Below are 22311 nucleotides of genomic sequence, written 5' to 3'. Positions count from 1 at the left end.
TTGAACGCGGATGACGCTGATTTACTTCGTAAAAACGCTGATTAAAACGGATTTTTTATTTTCATGTTTAATTTTTTTTGAAAACGATTGCCCTAGCCCTGATGGGAACGGCATCCTTTTGTGGTGGGGTTCGCCACAAAAGATATAGTGGACAGCAGGAAACAGCTCCTGAAAACACTCATATTCTTCTTGTTTAGATAGTTAAATAATAATCGTGAAAAATCCTTATTTAAAATGAGTTTAAATATACGGATAATTGTGATTTTACGAAAATTGATTTGGATTTTATTGCTAAGGAAAAATATAAAACTTACATTTGTCATTACATTCAAAAATTCCGGAAAACATGTTTGAATTTTCACAGTACTTAGGTTTTTTACTTTTCTTGACCATACTAACTATAGGGTTTTGGTTGATGTTTTTCTTAGTTGGTTTCGTATCTTATTGGGTTACGGGAGCTAGCTGGGAAATGTTCAAAGAGAAAAGAGCAAAGAAAAGACAAGAACAATCAATTTAATTTTAAATTGATTTCAATAAAAAAGGACCCGTTTTACGAGTCCTTTTTTTATGCTTAAAAAAATAAATTCCAATTTTTTAAATTCCAACAAAGGATTTAAATCCAACAAAAAAATTCCAAATTCCAATTTTACAAACCTGATGATTAGGTTCTAAAGTTGGAATTTGGAATTTAAAAAATTTGGAATTTAACTGATGTTATCCCGGAAATTCTCCGCTGCCTTCGCCGCCGCCATCATTTTTAGGTGCTGCATTTTTATCTCTTTCGTTTTTAGCTTTGTTAAAACGATAGGTAAACGATAAGTTGAATTGACGTTTACGGAATTGCATTTCGCTGTATGATGTTTGATTTTCAAGATAAGTATATGATTTCATGATTCTTGAGTTGAAAATATCACTAATATTGAAAGCAATTGTAGCTTTGTCTTTTAATACATCTTTACTAAAAGCAGTATTGATACCCAACTGACCTAAGTTTTTACCTTGTGCAGTTTTTTGCTCTCCATTGTACATTCCTGTTAATTGCCAATCAATTTTGTATGGCAAAGTAACTTTAGAATTAATTCTTGCAAACCATGAATTTGCTTGGTTGTCAAGGTTTTGTACTACTGTTTCTCCGGTTACAACATCTACATAGCTGTTTTCTCCCGTTGTTTTTACATTGTAAAAGTTGAAGTTACTGTTTACTTTCCACCATTTAAAAGGTGTGTAATTGAAAGTAAATTCAAAACCAAATTTTTGCTCCTGACCTAAGTTAATAGGTTTGCTTAAAATAACAGGAATTCCATTTACTAATTCGCCCGTAGGAGATCTCACAAAACTGAAAACGTCTTTTGTATCTTCAAAATAAGCCGAAGTATTAAAAGTTACCTTGTCCCAACGCTTGATGAAGCCGATATCGTATTTGTCTGTTAATGATGGGTCTAAATCTGGATTTCCCTGAAAAATATTAATGTTACTTGAGTAATTTGTTGCAGGGTTCATAAAACGTCCTCTTGGTCTTGATAAACGCTTGCTGTAACTTGCTGTAAAATTACTTTGATCTGAGATTTCGTAGCTAATAAACGCACTTGGAAATAAGTTGTTGTATTTTTTAGTGTTAAAATCGTTATTGTCTAATAAGTTAACCTGGATATTAGTGTCTTCCCAGCGCAAACCAAATAAATAAGAAAATTTGTTTACCTTGAAACCATATTGGGTATAAAGTGCATTGATGTTTTCTTTATATTCCAATGTATTTGATAAATTTGGATCTGGTTGATTTAGATCGTCTGTTATTACATATTGGTTGTTCAGGTCGCCAAAACTTCCTTTATATCCGGCTTCAAACTGACCTCCTTTACCTAATGGCAAAACGTAATCGGCCTGTAATAAAACTTGTTTTTGAACCTGATCATTTAAAGTCGTATTGAAATTTGGCGATGCGGTAATAATACTGTTGCTGTCATCTGTATTTCTTGAAATAGATAAATCAGCAGTAAGTTTATGACCTTTGTCGTTGAAGTTTTTGATTAAATTAGAAGTAAACTCTACGTTTTCACTTCCGGTATCGGCATTGTTTAATCGAGATGAAGCTCCGGTAAAAGCACGAGCAGCATCGTAATTATTGTAGTTGATTACATCTACATCTTCTCCGGTATTTTTTTGGTAGTTAATGGCGTTTGTCCAAAAAGTAGTTGGTGTTAATGTCCATTCAACACCCGCTCTTCCGTTAAATCCGTCTCTGGTTCTTTTGGTATCACGATCTTCGTCTAAATAACTTTTAGTTGTACCGTCTTCGTTAAAATATTCAGAATTAGTTTTTCCGCCACCTTCGTTTGTTCTGTAGTTGTAACCTCCAGTGGTAAAGTAGTTTAATTTTTCTGTTTTATAGTTTAAATTGGCGCTTAAGCCATACGTTTCAGGAAGTCCTGTCGAAGCAATAAAAGTTCCGTTGAAACCTTGATTTTTTCCTTTTTTCAAAATAATATTGATCAAACCCGAACCGCCTTCTGCATCATAACGGGCAGATGGATTTGTAATAACTTCTACTTTGTCAATAGCATCTGCCGGAAGCTGACGTAAAGCTTCGGCAACATTAATAGCATTTGATGGTCTTCCGTCAATTAAAATACGGATATTATCGCTTCCTCTTAAGCTTACATTTCCTTCTGTATCAACAGAAACCGAAGGAACGTTATCAAGAACATCACTTACAGTTCCGCCCTTAACGATCATATCCTGACCAACGTTGTATACTTTTTTATCAAGTTTTATTTCTACTGTCGATTTTTCGGCACGAACTACAACTTCATTCAATTGGGCTGCATCTTCAGACAGGTTTACTACACCTAAGTTAGTATCATCCTCAATGCTTTTTTGTTTAATTTCGGTTGATTTAAAAGAAATAAACTCAATTTTTATGTCGTAAGTTCCTGGTGCAACAGCAACTTCAAATTCACCTTTTGGGTTCGTTATTCCTCCGGCAATAACTTTGGTGTCGTTAGGTGCCATTATCGAAATTGTTGCATATTCAAGTGGTTGTTTACTCACTTTTTCGAAAACTTTTCCGGTAACTTTTACCTTGTTTCTTCCTGCAGGTGGTTGTTGCGCATAATTGTAAAAACTTGTAAAAAGCAATACAAGTAATACAGCAAATTTGATTTGTTTCATTGTTTTTTCTGGTTTCTTTTTCTTTTTAGACCGCAAATGTAGCTTTTGGTTTAAAGAGAGAAATCACAAAAAAATGTTAATGCGCTTCTTTATAATCAATCTAAAAAGGCAGCAACCAAATCAGGATCTCTTCCTATAATGGCTTTTCCGTCTTTTACAACAATTGGGCGCTCAATTAAAATAGGATTGTCAATCATAGACTGAATAATTTCATCATCATTCATCGTTTTTCCTTTATAATTTTCGATCCATATTTTTTCTTTAGTTCTCACTAATTGAATAGGTTGAAGATCTAATTTTTGTAATAAAGATTTTAATTCGTCAAAAGAAGGCGTTTCTGTTAAGTACGGAATAATTTCATATTCCTGATTTGACTGATCAATAAATGCAAGACAAGTTCTTGATTTTCCACAACGGGGATTATGATAAATTTGTATCATTTTGTTAATTTTAATATGTTGTAAGGCAGTTAAAGTAAAATTTAGGTATTTTAGCTACACCAAAAGTAAGATTTACTTATTTATCATATATCTTTTAAAAGCAATAAATATATCATAACTTTAAAAGATATTATTTCTCATTTTTTAAATTTTTAATATATGTTTTTAGAACAAGGAATTAAGCCCGAAAATAAATTTTGGAAATACCTTATTGGATCAGTCATTATTATTACAGCATCATTTGTTGGTCAAATTCCTTTTTCTGTCGCAGTTCTGTATAAAAGTTTTAAAGATAAAGCTGTTTTTCCTACGGATAATGCTGAAGTAATGAAAATGTTTGAACCTAATCTGACTTTATTTTTGGTGATGATATCTTTTGCTTTTGCCTTTGCCGGAATTTATTTTGTTGTGAAATATCTGCACAATCAAACTCTTTTATCAATTACAACATCACGTCAAAAAATAGATTGGGGAAGGGTTTTCTTTTCCTTCTTTTTATGGGCGGTTTTTTCAATAATTAGCTTTTTTATAATTTATTTCAGAGCTCCTGAAAATTTTGTATGGAATTTTAAATTAGTTCCGTTTTTAATTTTGGTAGCTGTTGGTTCTATTTTAATTCCGATACAAACCAGTACAGAGGAATATGTTTTTAGAGGATATTTAATGCAGGGATTTGCTAATTTGTCTTTAAATAAATGGTTTCCACTATTGATGACTTCATTAATTTTTGGATCTATGCATGTTTTTAATCCTGAAGTAACAAAAATGGGTTACATTATTATGATTTATTACATCGGTACAGGTCTGTTTTTAGGAGTAATTACCCTTATGGATGAAGGAATGGAATTGTCTTTAGGTTTTCATGCTGCTAATAATTTGGTAGGTGCTTTATTGGTTACTTCGGATTGGACGGTTTTTCAAACACATTCTGTTTTTATAGATTTATCAGAACCATCTGCGGGTCTGGATGTTATTCTGCCTGTGGTAGTGGTTTATCCTATATTGCTTTTAATTTTTACTAAAAAATACAATTGGAGTAACTGGAAAGAAAAATTAACTGGAAAAATAAACGTAGTAGAATCATCAAATTAAATAATATATGTTACAGTTAACACATAAAAATGTTCACAATTATTTTAAGATAAACGGATATCATTTAACTGCAGATGAATTGCGTCGCGTGGGTTATGATTATATAAAAGAAGGCGATGCAAATGATAGAGCTATAGGAGAGTTTTTATTGGATTGGTTCGACGATAAAGATTATATCGAAATGAGAACTTCGGGAACAACAGGATTGCCAAAAGTGGTAAAACTGCAAAAACAAGCCATGATTCAATCTGCATTGGCTACCGGAGATTTTTTCGAATTAGAACCTCGTGATAAAGCTTTACTTTGTTTGCCTGTAAAATTTATTGCCGGTAAAATGATGCTGGTTCGCAGTTTTATTTTAGGTCTTGATTTAGATATTGTTGACCCAAGCACACATCCATTAGCTTTAAATACAACTAAATACGATTTTGTTGCAATGGTACCTTTACAAGTTCAAAATTCAATTGAAGCTTTGCAAAATGTTAAAAAACTGATTGTTGGCGGAGCCAAGATGGATTCATCTCTTGAGGAAAAAGTTTTACCGTTAAAAACAGAAGTTTATGAGACTTACGGCATGACGGAAACCATTACCCATATCGCTGCAAGAAGGGTAGGAGAAAATGTTTTTACCGTTTTGCCAAATGTAAAAATTGTTCAGGATGATCGAGGCTGTCTTGTTATTACTGTTGATACTATTTCTGAAGAGCCAATAGTAACTAACGATTTGGTAGAAATAATAAGGGAAGATCAGTTTATTTTTTTAGGAAGAATTGATAATGTTGTCAATAGCGGAGGAGTAAAACTGATTCCAGAGCAAATAGAAGCAAAGCTGATTGATAAAATTAATTCCAGATTTTTTGTTACCGGAATCCCGGATACTGTTTTGGGTGAAAAATTAATTTTGGTTATCGAAGGTGAAAAACAAGATTTTGCAACTGATTTTTTTGATGTTCTGGACAAATATGAAAAACCAAAAGAAATTGTTTTTGTTCCGAAATTCAAAGAAAATGAAAACGGAAAATTGTTGCGTAAACCGAGTTTAGTGTGAAATTCCAATAAATAAAAATTCCAAATTCCAACCGTAAAATTGGGGTTTGGGATTTTTTATTTGAAAATTTTTATAATGAAGTGTAGTCCCTACGGGCAATGTCGTTAAGTTAAGAGTAAGTCTATAAAATTACCTAACAATTTAATCAAGAAAGTAATTAGAAAAATCCGTTTTTATCAGCGTTTTCGCTTTAGCGAATCAGTAAATCAGGGTCTAATTTTGACGCGGATAAAACAGATTTACTTCGTAAAAACGCGGATAAAAACAGATTTGATTTGCAATAATTTTATTTTTTAAAAAGCTTAACTTAACGACATTGCCCGTAGGGACTAAACATTCTAAACGATAAATCAAAAAAATAAAAGCAAACAAAAATCCCAAATTCCAATTTTACGGTTGGAATTTGGGATTTTTTTATTGGAATTTAATCTTATTTGGAATTTAATTTATTCCTTACGTTCCAAAAGTGCCATATAAAAACCATCAAACCCAGATTCTGAGGCCAAAATTTTACGGTCTTTTATAAAATTAAATTGTTTTCCTATTTCAGTTTTCAGGAATTTTTCAACTTGCTCCTGATTTTCAGATGGTAAAACAGAACATGTTGCATAAACTAATTTTCCGCCTGGTTTTACAATTTTAGAATAGCTTTCTAAAACTTCAGACTGAACTTTACGAATGTTGTCAATAAATTCAGGCTGTAATTTCCATTTTGCATCAGGATTTCTTTTTAACACTCCTAAACCGCTACAAGGCGCATCAATTAAAACACGATCTGCTTTTTCGTGTAGTTTTTTGATCACTTTTGTAGTATCGATAATGCGATATTCAATATTAAAAGCACCATTTCTTTTAGCTCTTAATTTCAATTGTTTCAATTTACTTTCGTACAAATCCATTGCAATCAATTGTCCTTTGTTTTCCATCAAAGACGCAATATGTAATGTTTTTCCACCAGCTCCGGCGCAAGTATCTACAACACGCATTCCGGGTTTTACATCCAGAAAACCAGCCACTAATTGTGAGTTGGCATCCTGAACCTCAAAAAGACCTTGTTTAAAAGCGTCTGTTAAAAATACATTGGCTCTTTCTTTTAAAACTAAAGCTTCCGGCTGATCTTTTAAATATTCTGTTTCAATATTTAAATCCATCAACGTGTTTCTCAGGTTTTCTTTTGTTCCTTTAAGTGTATTTGTTCTTAAAATAACTTTTGCAGGCTGGTTTTGAGCAGCAATTTCTTTAGACCAAACTTTTTCGCCTAATTCTTTTACACCCAATTCATCCATCCAGTCCGGAATAGATTCTTTGAATGCTCTAACTTTTGAAAGTTCGTCAAAACGTCCTTTTATTTTTCTTTCAGGTGTTCCTTCTAATTGTTTCCAATCCGGAATTGGATATCCTCTTAAAACAGCCCAAACAGCAAACATTCTCCATAAATTGTCTCTGTCAAATGGTTCTTTAACTTCGGCAATTTCAGCATATAATCTTTTCCAACGAACAATTTCGTATATCGTTTCAGCAACAAACTTCCTGTCAGAACTTCCCCAACGTTTGTCTTTTTTTAAGGCTCTTGCTACCACTTTGTCTGCATATTCTCCTTCATTGAAAATTGCATTTAAAGAATCGATGGTAGTATAAACTAAATTTCTGTGTAATCTCATTTTTATTATTTGAGTTGCAAAGGTACTATTAATTGATTGAAAGTTAAATTTTTAATTCTAATTGTGGTTTCAACTTTTATTAAAAAGAAAAAAAACACTCTAATAAAGCTTAAAAGAGTGTTTTCTGAATTTATTTTGGAATAACTTTTATTTTATAATTCTCGTTAATCCAATATTTTCCGGAGCATGAAGCACCATTGGGAATTTCTCTATTTTTACAGAACTACTATCTAAACCGAAAGCTCTTTCTTCAGACAAACTTAATTTTTTGATGAAGAAATAAGAGTTCATGATAATATTCTCGTGCCATCTTAAATCATTGTCGTTTGATAAAAACTTCTCAGACAATACAAATTTAAAGTCACCAATAATATTGTTTTTATTTAATGATTCGTAACGACTTGTAATATCTACTTCGCCATTTTTCACCATATCTCTGATCACTTCACGAAACATCAAATTGATTTTTGTTGGCTCTCTAAAACCTAAATTAAAATCGACTCTGTAAATATCGTCTTTTGCAATTTCGGTTACTTTGTATTGTGTTTTGTATGGTTCTGTTAGGATATTTACATGAACAAACCAATAAATATCAGCTCTTTTAGGACGTTTTTGTAATATAGAATACATTACTTTTTGCTCTAATTCGTCAACACGATTGGCATTGGTCATGTAAACTAAATGCGTAGCATATTTTGGTATCGATAAATCTTTGCTTAACTCAACTAATACTTTTTTGTAATCGTCAATCTTAACGATTTTGGTGTAGTTTTTATTGATTTTCTTAGCCAGATACCAAATGGTCATAATCGAAATTAAAACTGCAGCGATAATTAAAGTTACATAACCACCTTCGGCAAATTTGGTAACATTGGCAATTAAAAAGCTAAATTCGATCAATAAATAAATAGTGATTAACGGAACCATGAAATATAATTTTATTCTTTTCATGATTAAGTAATAGTTCAGCAAAATAGTAGTCATGATCATACATAACACGATCGCTAAACCGTAGGCATGCTCCATATTACTAGATTTTTCGAAGTGAAGAACGATTCCCACACAACCAAAAAACAATAACCAGTTAATCGACGGAATATACAATTGTCCTTTTACTTCAGTAGGATATTTGATTTTTACTTTAGGCCAGAAATTCAATCGCATCGCCTCGTTAATCAAAGTAAACGATCCGCTAATTAAAGCTTGAGACGCAATTACAGCTGCCAAAGTTGCTATAATAATCCCTACAGGCTGAAACCAGTCCGGCATGATTAAGTAAAATGGATTTCCGTTTTCTCCACCCAAAGTCTGTAAAGTTTGACCTTCATGGTGAATTAAATAAGCTGCCTGACCAAAGTAGTTTAATACTAAAGTTAGTTTTACAAAAATCCAGCTTATTCTAATGTTTTTTCTTCCGCAGTGTCCCATGTCTGAGTACAAAGCTTCGGCTCCGGTTGTACATAAAAATACTAGCCCAAGAACGAAAAATCCTTCTGGGTGTACTTGCAGTAAATGATAAGCATAATACGGGTTAATGGCTTTTATAACTTCGACATGTTGCGCAATTTGAATAACTCCTAAAGTTCCCAACATGGTAAACCAAATTAACATCATTGGTGCGAAAAATTTACCAACTAGTTTAGTTCCAAATTGTTGAATTGTAAATAAAACAAATAAAATTCCGATAACGATTGGAATAGTATTTATTTCAGGATAGTATGTTTTTATTCCTTCTATAGCAGATGATACTGAGATGGGCGGTGTAATAATTCCGTCTGCCAGCAAGGCGCTACCACCAATAATTGCAGGAACAATAAGCCACTGAATTTTTGTTTTTTTGACTAATGCATATAAAGCAAAAATACCACCTTCGCCATGATTGTCAGCGCTTAAGGTAATAAGGACGTATTTTATAGTAGTCTGTAATGTTAATGTCCAAAAAACACATGAAATACCTCCTAAAACGATATCCGCAGTAATAGCATGCTCGCCAAGGATGGCTTTCATTACATACAATGGAGAAGTACCAATATCTCCATAAATAATTCCTAGTGTGATTAATAAACCCCCAATAGACAACTTACTGTGTAAGTTTTTATGTGCTGCGCTCATGTATATTTTTATAAAAGACGGTTGCAAATTTACTGTTTTAAAACAAATTAGCGGTAATTAAAATTAAAAAGATAAAAAAAAGCACAATCGTCAAATTGTGCTTTAATTTTTTATTAAGAAATAAGAATTTATTAACCTCTTCTTCCGCCACCTCTTGATGAGTTAGATCCGCTTTCTCCTCTTTGCGGTTGGCTGCTTCTTGATTCCTGACTTGCTCTTGGAGATTCAGAACGTTGCGTATTTTGAGAGCTTTGTGCTCTTGATGAGTTATTATTAGAACTTGATCTGCTGCTTTCAGAATAGTTTCTGGTTGGCTGTGTCTGTTGAGGCACAGAGGCTGGTCTGCTTGTGTTTGATCTGTTTTCAGAATAACTTCTTGTAGGCTGTGTTTGTTGTGAAGCTGTAGAAGTTCTGTTTGTATTTGATCTGTTTTCGCTTGAATATCCTCTTGATTCAGTTCTTTGTGTATTATTATCAACTCTTGCAGAATTATTTGGCGTAGCCGAATTATTTCTACTTGCATTACCTCTTTCAGAATTGTAACTTCTGTTTGTATTAGTTCTGTTTTCTGTGTAATTTCTGTTTGTTGTTGTTCTGTTATCAGAACCAGAAACTCTATTAGAATTAGATCTGTTTGTGTTATATGTATTAGAACCTCTGTTTGCTTCTCTGCTTGCAACACGTCTTTGATCTAACTCATAACGGTTGTTTACATTTGAATGTCTTTGAGAGAAACCGTAATTAGGGCGCATTGTTTCATAACCATAACTACGTCTTGTTTGATAGATAACAGGAGCTCTGTAACTTCTACGTGTGTTTACATAGTTGTAATGGTTGTTTACGTTGATACAAACATTAACGTTGTTTCTATATCTGTAAATAGGGTAAGGTCTCCAGGCAGAATAATATGTTGGATAAACATTCCAACCCCAAGTTGAATAATATGGTCTGTAATTCGTTACCCAAAATGAAGTGTAAATTACTGGTGCTACACTATAAACAGGCTCGTAAATATAATTATCTCCATATAAATAACTGTTACCCACAACCTGAACAACAACTTTATTAGAATTGTCTCTTTCAATATCTATAGTTGCAATGTCCTGATACACATCACGATCAAGTACAGCCTGAATAATTACAACGTGAGTTCTGTCTTCTACAGATTCTATTACACGTAAATAATCAACCTGGTCATCACCATTTAAGTCAAGGTTTGAAATTTGATATTTAGGATCGTTCAGTCTTCTTTCAAAATCCTGAAGATTGTCTGAGTCCCCAAACATCGAGGCAACAGCTCTAAGATCTAGGTTATCACTTATATCTGAATTTTTTGCATATACAGTAGTTTGGCTTTGTGCTTTACAAGATCCAAAACCTATTGCTATTATCGCTATTAAAAGTAGTTTCGTTTTCATGATAAAATCATATTAAGTTTAATATTGTTGGATATCCAATTACTGTGCCAGAAAAAAATATCAAACCTCTTTTAAATGTTATAAATAATTGTATTTTAGCAATAAAAAAAATCTAATCTATATGAAAAAAGTACTTTTATTTTGCACTCTATTTGTTTTGATGGTGTCTTTTAAAACGCTGAACTTCAATGAGAAAAAAGCTTTGTTCGGTGGTTTTACTTCAGTACAAATAGATACTTTATTTAAGGATAAAATTAGTATTAGAGCAATATTAATTGATAAAAATAAAGTGTGGTACGGAGGAGATTATTCTCGCTTTGGCTATTATGATTTAGATAAAAACGAAAAATTTGAAGAACATATTTATCGTGACACTTTAAAATTAGAGTTTAGAAGTATCGCACAAACTTCACAAAATATATATTTATTAAGTGTTGCAAATCCTGCTTTGCTTTACCAGGTTTCTAAAAAAACACAAAAAGTAAAATTAGTTTATAAAGAAATCAATCAGAAAGTTTTTTACGATAGTATGCAATTTTGGAATGATAAAGAAGGTATTGCAATTGGAGATCCAACAGAAGATACATTTTCTATAATTGTGACCCGCGACGGAGGTGAAACATGGACAAAATTATTATCAGATAAATTGCCAACAAACTCGCAAGGAGAGGCGGCTTTTGCAGCAAGCAACACGAATATTGTAATTAATGGAAATGATACATGGCTGGTTTCCGGAGGAAAAAAAGCACGTGTTTTTTACTCTGCCGATAAAGCAAAAACATGGAAAGTTATTGAAACTCCAATCGTACAGGGAAAGGCAATGACGGGTATTTTTACAGCCGATTTTTATGATTCTAAACACGGATTTATTGCCGGAGGAGATTATGATCTTCCAAACAAAAAATCAAATAATAAAGCTTTTACTGCTGATGGCGGAATGACATGGACATTAATAGGCCAGGATATGGGATTTGGATACGCTTCTTGTATACAATACGTTCCGGGCGGAAATGGAAAAGAAATTATATGTGTTGGTTCAGAAGGGATACAATACTCTCAAAATGGAGGCGAAAACTGGATGCAGTTATCTACTGATTCCTCTCTGTTTACGATTCGTTTTGTCAATAGAAATACAGCTATTGCTGCAGGTTTTAATAAAGTAATCCGTCTTCGATTTAAATAATAATTGTTATATTTTACCGCAAAGTGCGCTAAGATTTATTTAAGCATATGTTTAGAAAACACAAAGTTCGCAAAGCTAATTAAATAGAAAGCTTTGCGAACTTTGCGTTTTCTAACCTAATCATATTAAAAAATTTTGCGTGCCTTGCGGTTAAAATTACAATTAGATTTACTACTTAAATAAAATAACAAGACCCCTAAATAATAAAGTAAGTATTATTATATAGGGGCCTTGTCGCTGTTGTTTCTTTTATTCTTTTTTGGCAGCTTTATCGCGATATTGTTTTAGCAATTTGCGGTTAAAATCATCTTCAGATTTTTTAAGCTTTAGTATTTTTTTTGCCGAAAGGACTTTTTTAAGATTTGTCATATATTTTTCACGCAAAAGATATAATTCTTTATCAGTACTTTCTATTTGTGCCAAAAGTGTTGCTGCATCTTTTTCAGATAAAGAATTGATATTATCATCATCTAATTTTCGTAAATATGTTTTCATTTTATCATGACGCAATTCAAATTGTTTGTCATCATAAGTGTTGTAAATCGGCCAGAATTTTTCTGCTTCTGTTGAAGTAAGTTCTAGTTCTGTCGTTAAAAAAGAAACTTTATAAGCTTTTATTTTTTCGCGTTTTTCATCTTTATCACTTTGTGCATAAAATGAAAAACTTACTAAAAATAGCAGAATCGGTAGTATATTTTTTTTCATCTTTTAAGTTTTTTATTCTGAAATTAAATTTTCAATGTTTGGATTTGAAGATAAAATATCTTCCAGTGTTTCCTGTTCGAGAGCAACACTCTTATTAAGTTTGTCTATGTCTTTTGTATCCAATTCTTTAATTAAATCATATTGATTCAAATTAGATTGATAGCTTAAATAGGTTTCTAAAGTAGCTTCGTCAAGTTCTTTTGATGTATTGTTGTAGTTGTTTACTATCGGAATCAATAATCCTATAAAAACAACAGCAGCGGCAAGCATCGAAAGAACATTTTTACGTTTGTAAATCGGAATTACTTTTACTTCTTTCGTTTCGTTAATTTGCTGTAAAACTTTTGCTGAGAAATCATCAAAATAATCATCCGAAGTTTTAAATCCAGTTGTTATTTTCGGTTCGTTTTCTAATTTAAATGCTTTCATAATGTCTATAAGATATGTTTTATAACAAAAGGTTTAATTTGATGTAACATATAATTCGATTTTTTTTACTGCATGATGATAAGATGCTTTGAGTGCCCCAACCGAAGTTCCCAGGATTTCTGCGATTTCTTCGTATTTTAATTCTTGGAAATACTTCATTTTAAATACCAATTGCTGCTTTTCCGGCAATGTTACAATAGCTTTTTGAAGTTTAATCTGAATCTCGTCACCATCAAAATAAGTATCGGCTTTTAAATTGTCGATTGTTTTATTTTGTAAAGCTTCAGATGTTATTCCGTTTAGTTTTGCTTTTTGGCTCAAAAAAGTCAATGCTTCATTGGTTGCAATACGATACATCCAGGAAAAGAGTTTACTTTCTCCCTTAAAATTTTTTAAATACTGAAAGACCTTCACAAAAGTATTTTGCAAAACGTCATCGGCATCATCATGGTTCAAAACAATGTTTCGAACATGAGAATACAGTGGTTTTTGATAATCAGACACGAGTTTTTGAAACGCAATGTTTTGCGTTTTAGGATCTAATAATTGTGCGATAAATTCCTTCTCGTTTGTCAAGCTTTATCATTTAACTTATTAGAATGAATTTAAAACAAAAGGTTTAATCTACCTTTTAATTTATTTAGAATTCAGATTGCTCTTCTTCTTTTGCAGGTGTAGGCGTAGTTGTTGTAGCAGCTGGTTTTTGTTGTGCCGGTGTCTGTGTTTGGGTTTGCGGTCTGTAAACCGGAGCTTCAACCGGAACAGGTACTACTTTTGGTTTTGTTGGAAAATAAATTTCAGTTACTAATTTCGACGGACTTTTTACATCCAATTTGCTAACCGTTAAAATTTCAAGATGCGACCATCCCAATTCAGGAACAATTTTTTCATTGTTTATAAAAGCTCTTGTTTTTACAATTGCCTCATTAGTATGCGAGTAATCGCCCGTTAAAGTGGTTTTTACAGCTTCGAAACTATTTAATTTTCCAGCTAAAATATCACTTCCTGCGCTAATCGAAATCTCTTTATTGATTGGCAAACAAATAGAAATTTTTGCCAAACCTGTTGTTATATCGTAAGTATGATATATAATAAATGGTTTTCCATTATTATGTAATCCGTTAGTCTGGCTAAAATGAATCAGTTTCGGAATTACGACTCTGGCATTTTTATTTACTTTGGAGATTTCACTCGTAAAAGTTTGTTTAATATAAGGAGTCTCTGTTTTTTTAACAACACCATTTACTTTTACAGTAAAAGTTTTAGTTTCGTAATCTAAGTTTTTGTCAATGTTAGCAAGACTTTTTTCATAAATAGTACCAATAACATTATCAGATCCGCCGTTTAAAGCGGTATAGATTTTAAATAAAAAACTCATTGTTCCTTTGGCTTTCCAGGTTACAATAGTTTTACCTGCCAAAGTGTCTTTAAAAGTCCAGTTTACATCCGCTTCTGTATCATCAAATTTCATTTTTTGCTGAATACTTTCGCCGTCTTTTGTTTTAAGTGTAATCGCACTTCCTTTTCCTTCAACACCTTCCCATGAATATGAAGCTCCGTTTCCAATAGTTTTATTTGGAAAAGTCATTCTCATTGAAGGATCTTCCAGAGACCATGATTCAAAATCTTCATAATTTCTAAAATCATTTACATAGTTATAAACTGTAGCTCGGGGTGAATTAATCACCTTGCTTCTTTCAATAGAAAAAATTCCTTTTTGAGTAGCAACAAATACAGTTAGGGCAACTAGAGTTAGTAATAATAATAGAAATAGATATTTTAAAATCTTCATCGTGCAGGTTATTTGGTTCGTAAAGTTATAAATTTTATTACTAGTCTGGCGAATAGCGCAAAAATAAAACGGTACTTTTTAGTTATAATATGATCAATAAAAATATTTAGACAGAACGGTAATAATAAAAACTTAAGTATAAATCTCAGGCTTCTGTCTTTATATTTTAAATATAGAAATAAATTCCGGAATTACCTTTTAAAAAAGATTTTGATGACAAATAAAATCGCAATAAAAAGTAAGAAACCAATTAATACTTTGTAATTTCCTTTGTAAAAAATTTTGTGCAGTGCAAGATCTTTTCGGTAAGCAAAAATCATAACGATTACAAATGCGATAAAAAAACAGACTGCGAATATTAATTGTCCCTGACTAAACATAGTTGAAAATTATTTTTGACAAATTTAGAGAATTGTATATGAATAGTTGCTAATTTGGTACTCCATTTAACTAAATAAAATCATGAAGAAACAAATAGATGCTGTAAAAGAATTTCATACGGCTTTTAAAATAGGACACAGTGAAACACCAATTGCAGATTTGGGCGAAACCAAAAAATACCTTCGTTATAATTTAATGAAAGAAGAAAATGAAGAATATCTCGATGCAGTGCAAAAAAATGATTTAGTCGAAATTGCTGATGCTCTTGGAGATATGATGTATATTTTATGCGGAACAATTATTGAACACGGTTTGCAGGATAAAATTGAAGCCGTTTTTGATGAAATTCAGCGTAGTAATATGAGTAAATTAGGCGAAGATGGACAGCCAATTTACAGAGAAGATGGAAAGGTAATGAAAGGCCCGAATTATTTTAAACCGGATTTTTCGAAATTGCTATAAAAAATCTTGTTGCAAATATTTTAAACACATAGAAACATAGTTTTTTTGAAGCTTGAAAAAAGTCGTTTTCACTTGTATTAATACACATAGCTATGTTTGAGGAACTTGTTTCTTTTTATATTCTTTGTTATGCATATAAAATCTATGTTTCTATGTGTTTAATTTTTTTTACATTATAAATAATAGAATAAAACAGAAAACCCGACAGATTTTAAATTTGTCGGGTTTTTATTTTGAAATATCTTTCGATTATTGAACTTTTACAGTCCAGCCAAAAGTATCTTCAGAAAGTTTATTTTGAAGATTTGTTAGTTTTTCTTTTAATAAAGAAGCGTATGAATTTTCAATTGGATCCATTTCATAATAAACATCCTGATAGGAGAATCCTTTAATTACGCTAATTACGGCAGCAGTTCCAGCTCCAAAAATTTCTTTCAAAGATCCGTTTTTAGCAGCTTCTACCAATTCTGAAACAATAACCGGACGAACTTCTACATTTAACCCTTCTTTTTCTGCCATGGCAATTAAACTTTTTCTGGTAACACCATCCAAAATTCTTTCGCTTGTTGGAGCAGTCAATAAAGTGTCATTAATTCTAAAGAAAACGTTCATTGTTCCCGCTTCTTCCAATTTAGTGTGCGTTGCATCATCTGTCCAGATAACTTGTTGGAATCCATCTTTGTTTGCCAAATTAGTTGGGTAAAACTGTGCAGCATAGTTTCCAGCCGCTTTTGCAGCACCAATTCCACCATTTGCAGCTCTACTATAATGTTCAGCAATAATTACTTTTACTTCACCACCATAATATGATTTTGCAGGAGAAAGCAAAATCATGAATTTATATTCGTCAGAAGGATTTGCAATAACACCAGGTCCTGTAGCAATCATAAAAGGACGGATATACATACTGCTTCCGTTTCCTCTCTGAATCCATTCTTTATCGATTTTTAATAATTCATTTAAACCTTCCATAAAAATGTCTTCAGGAACTTCAGGCATTGCCATACGAACCGCAGAATTGTTGAAACGTTTGTAGTTTTCATCAGGTCTAAACAACCAAACATCATTGTTTTCATCCTTATAAGCTTTCATTCCTTCAAAAATAGCTTGTCCGTAATGGAAGACTTTTGAAGACGGATCCATTAAAATAGGAGCATAAGGCTTAATGACAGGATTTTGCCACTCTCCATTTTTAAAATCACATTCAAATAAATGGTCTGTAAAAACAGCACCAAAGCTTAAGTTTTCAAAGTCTACTGCGCTTATTTTAGACGAAGTAGCTTTTCTGATTTCAATTTTGTTTGTTTGAGTTGTACTCATAAGTAATGTATGTTTTTTATGTAATGCTCATCTCAATAAAATGAATCTAAAGTGATGATTTGGTGTTAAATAGGTTTTATTCAATGCAAAATTAAGTAAAATTATACAATTTGCTTGGTAAAACTGCATTAATTCCTGTGTTTAATTGAGATTTATTTATCTTATAATAAACGGAAATAAAATACTTAGTTTTATAAAGAATTTATGAAAAAACAATCGAATTTTAAGGCTTTACGCATTTGTTTTAAGTAAATTTGACTTGAAAAATGGGTTTTAAACGAATAAAATCCTGCTAGTAATCTCAAAAAAGTGGAAAGAGAAATAATTAAAACGCTAGATGGCTCAACAACAATTCATTTGAAAGAATGGGATGAATGTTACCATTCTAAACATGGCGCAATTCAGGAAGCAAAACACGTATTTATAAAAAATGGACTTTCATTATTTGGTAATAAACCTGTTTCGATTCTTGAAATTGGTTTTGGAACCGGACTTAATACTTTTATTACTTTTCTGGAAGCAAACCAAAAACAGCAAAATATAGATTATGTGGGGGTAGAAGCATATCCTGTTGATGCAAGTGAAGTTTTAGAAATGAATTATGTTACGGAGCTCGGCGCATTGGAATTCGATAACATTTTTGAAAAAATGCATAAATGTGAATGGAATAATAAAACTGAAATTAGCACCTGCTTTTCGTTAACTAAAAGGAAACAATTTTTTGATGAAATAGACGATTATGAAATTTTTGATTTGATTTACTTTGATGCCTTCGGATATAGAGTTCAACCGGAGTTATGGAGTACAGAAATTTTTCAGAAAATGTATAATAGTTTAAAACCAAATGGCGTTTTGGTAACTTATGCTGCCCGAGGAGTTGTAAAAAGGAGTATGATTTCGGTAGGATTTACCGTAGAAAAGTTAGCTGGACCGCCAGGAAAACGTGAGATGTTTAGAGCTACTAAAAGCACTTAAGTCAGTTATTTAGAATAATTCTATATTGATTTATGTTTATTAAGAAAACGGTTTCGTTGCTAAAATTTTTAAAAAAATAAGTTAAAAAGCATCTTTATGTGTGATATTTGTTTACATTTGGTGCGAGTTTAGAAATATAAATAACCCCCATATTCATATTTTATTATGTCAAAAATGATGTTTGATTACACGAAATCAATACTTGAGAGAGTAAGTTTCGATCCGATACTTTTCTGTAAAGAACTAGAAAAAGCTATCAAAACGCTGTTACCATACGAAATGGAGCAATTACAAGAGTGGTTATTAAATTTTATTATTGAAAAACCAGAACTAAAACCAAGTTTACTACTCATCAAAGTATAAAAAAAAGGAGCCTAATCAGCTCCTTTTTTATTTTATTTCTTTTGATGCAGCGGGCTAATGATTTGTACATTTTGAAAAACAATTGCACCTTTTACAACTCCGGCAATTGTAGACCTGAGAGCGTCAATAATTTGCATTTTTAATTCGCTCTTTGGGTAAATTAAACTTACCTCGCGGGCAGGTTTTGGTTCCTTAAAGTTTCGTAGTTTCAGTTTATCGGAATCTTTCAAATCTAAGGTGTGCAAGTACGGAAGTAACGTTGTGCCCAAACCTTCATCGGCTAATTTTATAAGGGTTTCAAAACTTCCGCTTTGAATCTGAAAATTATTTTGTTCTACATCAGTTCCGTTTTTGCATAAATTTAAAATTCCGTCTCTAAAGCAATGTCCATCCTGCAAAAGCAAAATTTCATTGATGTTTAAATCGGCAACTTCAATTTCGTCCTTTTGAAAATTAGCATGCTGTTCCGGAATATAAGCCACAAACGGTTCGAAGTACAAAACGATTTCTTTAATTTTTTCATCTTCTAATGGAGTGGCGGCAATCGCAGCATCCAGATGTCCGTTTTTTAGTTTTACAATAATTTCATCCGTATTTAATTCTTCAATTAAAAGCTTCACTTTTGGATATTTCTTGATAAAATTATTTAAAAACATAGGTAAAAGCGTTGGCATAATCGTCGGAATAATTCCTAAACGAAATTCTCCGCCAATAAAACCTTTTTGCTGTTCTACAATATCTTTAATTCTATCAGCTTCATTTACAATATTTTTGGCCTGATTTACAATCTTTTGACCAATTTCTGTAAGTTGGATTGGTTTTTTTGTTCTGTCGAAAATTAAAATATTCAATTCTTCTTCAATTTTCTGAATCTGCATACTTAAAGTGGGTTGCGTCACGAAACATTTCTCGGCAGCAAGCGTGAAATTTTTATGTTCGGCTACAGCTAATACATATTGTAATTGAGTTATCGTCATTTTGATAGTAATTTTTGATACAAAAATAAGAAAATATAATTTTTTTTTATACTTTTTTTAAAGAACTTCCTCTAAATTTGTAGTAAGTTACTGTAAAAACAATAAAAACATGAAAACAAATATTTTAGGATTACCTGTAAAAGAGTCAGAATTATTAGTAAAAGAGCTAAACGTTTTATTATCAAACTTTCAGGTTTATTATCAAAACTTAAGAGGAATTCACTGGAATATTAGAGGAAAACGTTTCTTTGATTTACACGTAAAATTCGAAGAATTATATACAGATTCACAATTGAAAATTGATATGATTGCCGAAAGAGTCCTGACCATAGGCGGAACTCCGTTGCACACTTTTGAAGATTACATTCAAAATAACAAATTAACGGTTGGAAAAAACATTTCAAATGATGAGAAAGCAGTGCACTTAATCGTTAATTCTTTATCTGATTTATTAAAAATTGAAAGAGAAATTCTTAATAAAGCAGCAGAAATTAATGATGAAGGAACAAATTCTATGATGAGTGATTTCATTGCCGAACAGGAAAAAACAATTTGGATGATGAATGCCTGGCTTGAAGAAGAGTTGTAAAAAGCTCTTTATAAATAAATTAGAAACAGAATGGTTAATTAAACATCATTCTGTTTTTTATTTTTGTTAAATTTCTATAAAATTTTACGTTCTTCGCTTTGATTTTATTTGTTTAACGCTATTTTTGCCACAATGAAATTAGTTGCTCGCATATTATTATTCATATTTATTGCCTTCTTATCAACACCTACAGTAGTAACGTTGATGAAGAAATGTAATAATACGTCTTTATCTTTCAGTTTTTCTGAAGAAGAGCATTCACATAAAGAACTTAAAGCAACTGTTCATCCGGCAATACTTCAACATGAAGTTTTATTGCCTGCTTATATTGAAAAAAGAACAATAGTTTCTGAAAATATTGCCAAACTTGATAATATTTCTCAGAGCATTTTTGCTCCACCTCCCAACTTGTCATAATACTTCCGATTATTTAAAAAACTGTATTCTATCATAAATACAGTAGATCTTTTATGTATCAATTATTAGTATTGTATTATGTCAAAAAAAATTAATCTTTTTGCCAACCTTAAATCTGATTTTGCTTCAGGTTTAGTGGTTTTTTTGGTGGCTCTTCCGTTGTGTTTAGGTATTGCAATGGCTTCTGGAGCGCCTTTATTTTCTGGAATTATCGCAGGTGTTATTGGTGGTATTGTGGTTGGGTTTTTAAGCCAGTCACATGTTAGTGTATCTGGTCCCGCAGCTGGTTTAACAGCTATAGTTTTAACCGCAATCACTGATTTTGGTGCCTTCGATGTATTTTTAATGTCTGTTTTTATTGCCGGGGCAATTCAGTTAGCATTAGGATTTTTAAAAGCCGGAAGTATTTCAAACTATTTTCCAACCAATGTTATCGAAGGAATGTTAGCAGGTATTGGTATCATTATTATCCTAAAACAAATTCCGCATGCTTTTGGTTACGATGCTGATTTTGAAGGCGATCAGGCATTTATTCAAAATGATGGAAGCAATTCATTTTCATTTTTATTCGATGTTATCAATCATATTCAGTTAGGAGCAGTGGTTATTTCATTAATTTCGCTGGCGATTTTAATTTCCTGGGATAAAGTTCCTTTCTTAAAGCGATTAAAATTAGTTCCGGGCGCGCTTATTGCTGTTATTTTAGGAGTAGTCTTAAATGAAATTTTTATTGCTACCGGAAGCTCTTTGGCAATTGCAAAAGAACATTTGGTTTCTCTGCCAGTTCCAAAATCTTTTGATGAATTTAAATCTATTATAGTTACGCCAAATTTTTCTGCCGTAACAAATCCACAGGTTTGGGTTGTTGGTGTTACCATCGCTATTGTTGCTTCTATCGAAACTTTGTTGTGTATTGAGGCTTCAGATAGAATGGACGTTCAAAAACGTTATACTGATACCAATGTTGAACTTAGAGCTCAGGGAATTGGTAATATAGTAAGTTCACTTTTAGGAGGTTTGCCAATGACATCTGTTGTGGTAAGATCTTCAGCAAATAACAATGCCGGGGCAAAATCTAAAATGTCGGCAATTATTCACGGTGTACTTTTATTAGTAAGTGTTTTGTCTATTCCGGCACTTTTAAACAAAATTCCGTTGGCTACTTTAGCAACTGTTTTGATTTTAGTTGGATATAAATTAGCAAAACCTGCAACGTTTTTCCATTTCTGGGAAAAAGGAAAATATCAGTTTGTGCCCTTTATTGCCACTTTAGTATTTGTTGTAGCGACCGATTTATTAAAAGGTGTGGCATTAGGAATCATCATCAGTATTATTTTTGTATTGAGAGGAAACCTGAAAAGAGCCTACAGCTTTAAAAAGGAAGAATACGAAGACGGAGATGTTATTCATATCGATTTGGCGCAGGAAGTTTCATTTTTGAACAAAGCGGCAATTAAATTAACATTGAGTGAAATTCCTGAAAATTCAAAAGTAATCATCAATGCTCATGATACGGAATATATTGCTCATGATGTTCTTGATTTAATTCGCGAGTTTAAAGAAACACGTGCAATTGACGAAAATATTAAGGTGAAACTGAAAGGTTTCAAAAAAGCGTATGAATTAGAAAATACGCCGGATAATAACAATCACGTTTCGATTGAACATTATTATGATGTTGCAAAAAGAGCGCTGGTTAAGAAAGAAGTTACAAAAGAACAATTTTAAAACAATTAAATAAATTTTAGGTATTTCTAAAGTGAAGAAATATCAGAATTT

21 protein-coding genes are annotated in these 22311 nt (G+C 31.9%); 9 read left to right on the top strand and 12 right to left on the bottom strand.

Features of this window, described 5'->3' with window-relative positions; genetic code table 11:
* Positions 1 to 714: 714 nt before the first annotated feature.
* Positions 715 to 3168, bottom strand: coding sequence for a TonB-dependent receptor (locus tag BUE22_RS12345; RefSeq protein WP_073395289.1), 2454 nt, complete (start codon positions 3166 to 3168; stop codon positions 715 to 717).
* A gap of 95 nt (positions 3169 to 3263) precedes the next feature.
* Positions 3264 to 3608 (bottom strand): arsenate reductase family protein, encoded by a 345-nt coding sequence (locus BUE22_RS12340; RefSeq protein ID WP_073395288.1) that lies wholly within the window; start codon positions 3606 to 3608, stop codon positions 3264 to 3266.
* 159 nt (positions 3609 to 3767) lie between these two features.
* On the opposite strand from BUE22_RS12340, the gene BUE22_RS12335 reads away from it, so the two are divergent.
* A complete protein-coding gene (locus BUE22_RS12335; RefSeq protein ID WP_073395287.1) occupies positions 3768 to 4700 on the top strand; it encodes a CPBP family intramembrane glutamic endopeptidase in 933 nt (310 codons plus the stop codon).
* 7 nt (positions 4701 to 4707) lie between these two features.
* Positions 4708 to 5748 (top strand): AMP-binding protein, encoded by a 1041-nt coding sequence (locus BUE22_RS12330; RefSeq protein ID WP_073395286.1) that lies wholly within the window; start codon positions 4708 to 4710, stop codon positions 5746 to 5748.
* Between the two features lie 446 nt (positions 5749 to 6194).
* On the opposite strand, the gene BUE22_RS12325 is transcribed toward BUE22_RS12330, so the two are convergent.
* The 3 genes from BUE22_RS12325 to BUE22_RS12315 all read right to left on the bottom strand — a co-directional run bounded on the left by BUE22_RS12325 (position 6195) and on the right by BUE22_RS12315 (position 10939).
* On the bottom strand, positions 6195 to 7409 hold the full coding sequence (locus BUE22_RS12325; RefSeq protein ID WP_042563127.1) for an RsmB/NOP family class I SAM-dependent RNA methyltransferase: 1215 nt from the start codon (positions 7407 to 7409) through the stop codon (positions 6195 to 6197).
* A 147-nt stretch (positions 7410 to 7556) separates the two neighbouring features.
* Positions 7557 to 9521: a KUP/HAK/KT family potassium transporter gene (locus BUE22_RS12320; protein ID WP_042563126.1), complete on the bottom strand. Its 1965-nt coding sequence runs from the start codon at positions 9519 to 9521 to the stop codon at positions 7557 to 7559.
* A 131-nt stretch (positions 9522 to 9652) separates the two neighbouring features.
* The gene (locus tag BUE22_RS12315; RefSeq protein ID WP_073395285.1) at positions 9653 to 10939 is read right to left on the bottom strand and encodes a hypothetical protein; all 1287 of its coding nucleotides are present in this window, start codon (positions 10937 to 10939) and stop codon (positions 9653 to 9655) included.
* 121 nt (positions 10940 to 11060) lie between these two features.
* Here BUE22_RS12315 and BUE22_RS12310 point away from each other — a divergent pair, with 121 nt between their 5' ends.
* Positions 11061 to 12122 (top strand): WD40/YVTN/BNR-like repeat-containing protein, encoded by a 1062-nt coding sequence (locus tag BUE22_RS12310; protein ID WP_042563124.1) that lies wholly within the window; start codon positions 11061 to 11063, stop codon positions 12120 to 12122.
* A 249-nt stretch (positions 12123 to 12371) separates the two neighbouring features.
* On the opposite strand, the gene BUE22_RS12305 is transcribed toward BUE22_RS12310, so the two are convergent.
* From BUE22_RS12305 to BUE22_RS23920, 5 genes are all read right to left on the bottom strand, one after another.
* On the bottom strand, positions 12372 to 12827 hold the full coding sequence (locus BUE22_RS12305; RefSeq protein ID WP_042563123.1) for a hypothetical protein: 456 nt from the start codon (positions 12825 to 12827) through the stop codon (positions 12372 to 12374).
* Positions 12828 to 12839: 12 nt separating this feature from the next.
* A complete protein-coding gene (locus tag BUE22_RS12300) occupies positions 12840 to 13256 on the bottom strand; it encodes a hypothetical protein (RefSeq protein WP_073395284.1) in 417 nt (138 codons plus the stop codon).
* Positions 13257 to 13289: 33 nt separating this feature from the next.
* Positions 13290 to 13832 carry an RNA polymerase sigma factor gene (locus tag BUE22_RS12295; protein WP_073395283.1) on the bottom strand — a complete coding sequence of 181 codons (543 nt, stop codon included), beginning with the start codon at positions 13830 to 13832 and terminating at the stop codon, positions 13290 to 13292.
* A 64-nt stretch (positions 13833 to 13896) separates the two neighbouring features.
* Complete coding sequence (locus BUE22_RS12290; RefSeq protein WP_073395282.1) at positions 13897 to 15048, bottom strand: SRPBCC family protein; 1152 nt, start codon at positions 15046 to 15048, stop codon at positions 13897 to 13899.
* 191 nt (positions 15049 to 15239) lie between these two features.
* Positions 15240 to 15428, bottom strand: a complete 189-nt coding sequence (locus tag BUE22_RS23920; RefSeq protein WP_042563119.1) for a hypothetical protein — start codon at positions 15426 to 15428, stop codon at positions 15240 to 15242.
* A gap of 82 nt (positions 15429 to 15510) precedes the next feature.
* Between BUE22_RS23920 and BUE22_RS12280 the strand changes: the two genes are divergently transcribed.
* On the top strand, positions 15511 to 15891 hold the full coding sequence (locus tag BUE22_RS12280) for a pyrophosphohydrolase domain-containing protein (protein WP_042563118.1): 381 nt from the start codon (positions 15511 to 15513) through the stop codon (positions 15889 to 15891).
* Positions 15892 to 16140: 249 nt separating this feature from the next.
* Here BUE22_RS12280 and BUE22_RS12275 read toward each other — a convergent pair whose 3' ends face one another.
* Positions 16141 to 17211 carry a branched-chain amino acid aminotransferase gene (locus BUE22_RS12275; RefSeq protein ID WP_073395281.1) on the bottom strand — a complete coding sequence of 357 codons (1071 nt, stop codon included), beginning with the start codon at positions 17209 to 17211 and terminating at the stop codon, positions 16141 to 16143.
* 309 nt (positions 17212 to 17520) lie between these two features.
* On the opposite strand from BUE22_RS12275, the gene mnmD reads away from it, so the two are divergent.
* Both mnmD and BUE22_RS23915 read left to right on the top strand, forming a co-directional pair.
* Complete coding sequence (gene mnmD, locus BUE22_RS12270; RefSeq protein WP_073395280.1) at positions 17521 to 18186, top strand: tRNA (5-methylaminomethyl-2-thiouridine)(34)-methyltransferase MnmC2; 666 nt, start codon at positions 17521 to 17523, stop codon at positions 18184 to 18186.
* Between the two features lie 165 nt (positions 18187 to 18351).
* Positions 18352 to 18549 (top strand): hypothetical protein, encoded by a 198-nt coding sequence (locus BUE22_RS23915; protein ID WP_042563115.1) that lies wholly within the window; start codon positions 18352 to 18354, stop codon positions 18547 to 18549.
* Positions 18550 to 18581: 32 nt separating this feature from the next.
* Here the strand turns inward: BUE22_RS23915 and BUE22_RS12260 are convergent, their stop codons facing one another.
* Entirely contained in the window at positions 18582 to 19526 is a 945-nt protein-coding gene (locus BUE22_RS12260) for a LysR substrate-binding domain-containing protein (protein WP_073395279.1), read from the bottom strand.
* A gap of 109 nt (positions 19527 to 19635) precedes the next feature.
* On the opposite strand from BUE22_RS12260, the gene BUE22_RS12255 reads away from it, so the two are divergent.
* The 3 genes from BUE22_RS12255 to BUE22_RS12245 all read left to right on the top strand — a co-directional run bounded on the left by BUE22_RS12255 (position 19636) and on the right by BUE22_RS12245 (position 22260).
* The gene (locus BUE22_RS12255) at positions 19636 to 20115 is read left to right on the top strand and encodes a Dps family protein (RefSeq protein ID WP_042563113.1); all 480 of its coding nucleotides are present in this window, start codon (positions 19636 to 19638) and stop codon (positions 20113 to 20115) included.
* A 204-nt stretch (positions 20116 to 20319) separates the two neighbouring features.
* Entirely contained in the window at positions 20320 to 20532 is a 213-nt protein-coding gene (locus BUE22_RS12250; protein WP_242607161.1) for a hypothetical protein, read from the top strand.
* Between the two features lie 78 nt (positions 20533 to 20610).
* Positions 20611 to 22260 carry a SulP family inorganic anion transporter gene (locus BUE22_RS12245; protein WP_042563111.1) on the top strand — a complete coding sequence of 550 codons (1650 nt, stop codon included), beginning with the start codon at positions 20611 to 20613 and terminating at the stop codon, positions 22258 to 22260.
* Positions 22261 to 22311 lie beyond the last annotated feature (51 nt).

It is taken from the genome of Flavobacterium pectinovorum, assembly GCF_900142715.1.
Lineage (GTDB): Bacteria > Bacteroidota > Bacteroidia > Flavobacteriales > Flavobacteriaceae > Flavobacterium > Flavobacterium pectinovorum.
The sequence above is the reverse complement of the archived record's forward strand: the minus strand, read 5'-3'. Positions and strand labels throughout refer to the sequence as shown.

Bases quoted from the DNA above. Each gene is read 5' to 3' on its own strand.
- BUE22_RS12250 (WP_242607161.1), top strand. From the start codon at position 20,320: ATGAAGAAATGTAATAATACGTCTTTATCTTTCAGTTTTTCTGAAGAA.
- BUE22_RS12290 (WP_073395282.1), bottom strand. From the start codon at position 15,048: ATGAAGATTTTAAAATATCTATTTCTATTATTATTACTAACTCTAGTT.
- BUE22_RS12275 (WP_073395281.1), bottom strand. From the start codon at position 17,211: ATGAGTACAACTCAAACAAACAAAATTGAAATCAGAAAAGCTACTTCG.
- BUE22_RS12315 (WP_073395285.1), bottom strand. From the start codon at position 10,939: ATGAAAACGAAACTACTTTTAATAGCGATAATAGCAATAGGTTTTGGA.
- BUE22_RS12345 (WP_073395289.1), bottom strand. From the start codon at position 3,168: ATGAAACAAATCAAATTTGCTGTATTACTTGTATTGCTTTTTACAAGT.
- BUE22_RS12325 (WP_042563127.1), bottom strand. From the start codon at position 7,409: ATGAGATTACACAGAAATTTAGTTTATACTACCATCGATTCTTTAAAT.
- BUE22_RS23915 (WP_042563115.1), top strand. From the start codon at position 18,352: ATGTCAAAAATGATGTTTGATTACACGAAATCAATACTTGAGAGAGTA.
- BUE22_RS12330 (WP_073395286.1), top strand. From the start codon at position 4,708: ATGTTACAGTTAACACATAAAAATGTTCACAATTATTTTAAGATAAAC.
- BUE22_RS12300 (WP_073395284.1), bottom strand. From the start codon at position 13,256: ATGAAAGCATTTAAATTAGAAAACGAACCGAAAATAACAACTGGATTT.
- BUE22_RS12310 (WP_042563124.1), top strand. From the start codon at position 11,061: ATGAAAAAAGTACTTTTATTTTGCACTCTATTTGTTTTGATGGTGTCT.
- BUE22_RS12245 (WP_042563111.1), top strand. From the start codon at position 20,611: ATGTCAAAAAAAATTAATCTTTTTGCCAACCTTAAATCTGATTTTGCT.
- BUE22_RS12255 (WP_042563113.1), top strand. From the start codon at position 19,636: ATGAAAACAAATATTTTAGGATTACCTGTAAAAGAGTCAGAATTATTA.
- BUE22_RS23920 (WP_042563119.1), bottom strand. From the start codon at position 15,428: ATGTTTAGTCAGGGACAATTAATATTCGCAGTCTGTTTTTTTATCGCA.
- BUE22_RS12335 (WP_073395287.1), top strand. From the start codon at position 3,768: ATGTTTTTAGAACAAGGAATTAAGCCCGAAAATAAATTTTGGAAATAC.
- BUE22_RS12320 (WP_042563126.1), bottom strand. From the start codon at position 9,521: ATGAGCGCAGCACATAAAAACTTACACAGTAAGTTGTCTATTGGGGGT.
- BUE22_RS12280 (WP_042563118.1), top strand. From the start codon at position 15,511: ATGAAGAAACAAATAGATGCTGTAAAAGAATTTCATACGGCTTTTAAA.
- BUE22_RS12260 (WP_073395279.1), bottom strand. From the start codon at position 19,526: ATGACGATAACTCAATTACAATATGTATTAGCTGTAGCCGAACATAAA.
- BUE22_RS12305 (WP_042563123.1), bottom strand. From the start codon at position 12,827: ATGAAAAAAAATATACTACCGATTCTGCTATTTTTAGTAAGTTTTTCA.
- BUE22_RS12340 (WP_073395288.1), bottom strand. From the start codon at position 3,608: ATGATACAAATTTATCATAATCCCCGTTGTGGAAAATCAAGAACTTGT.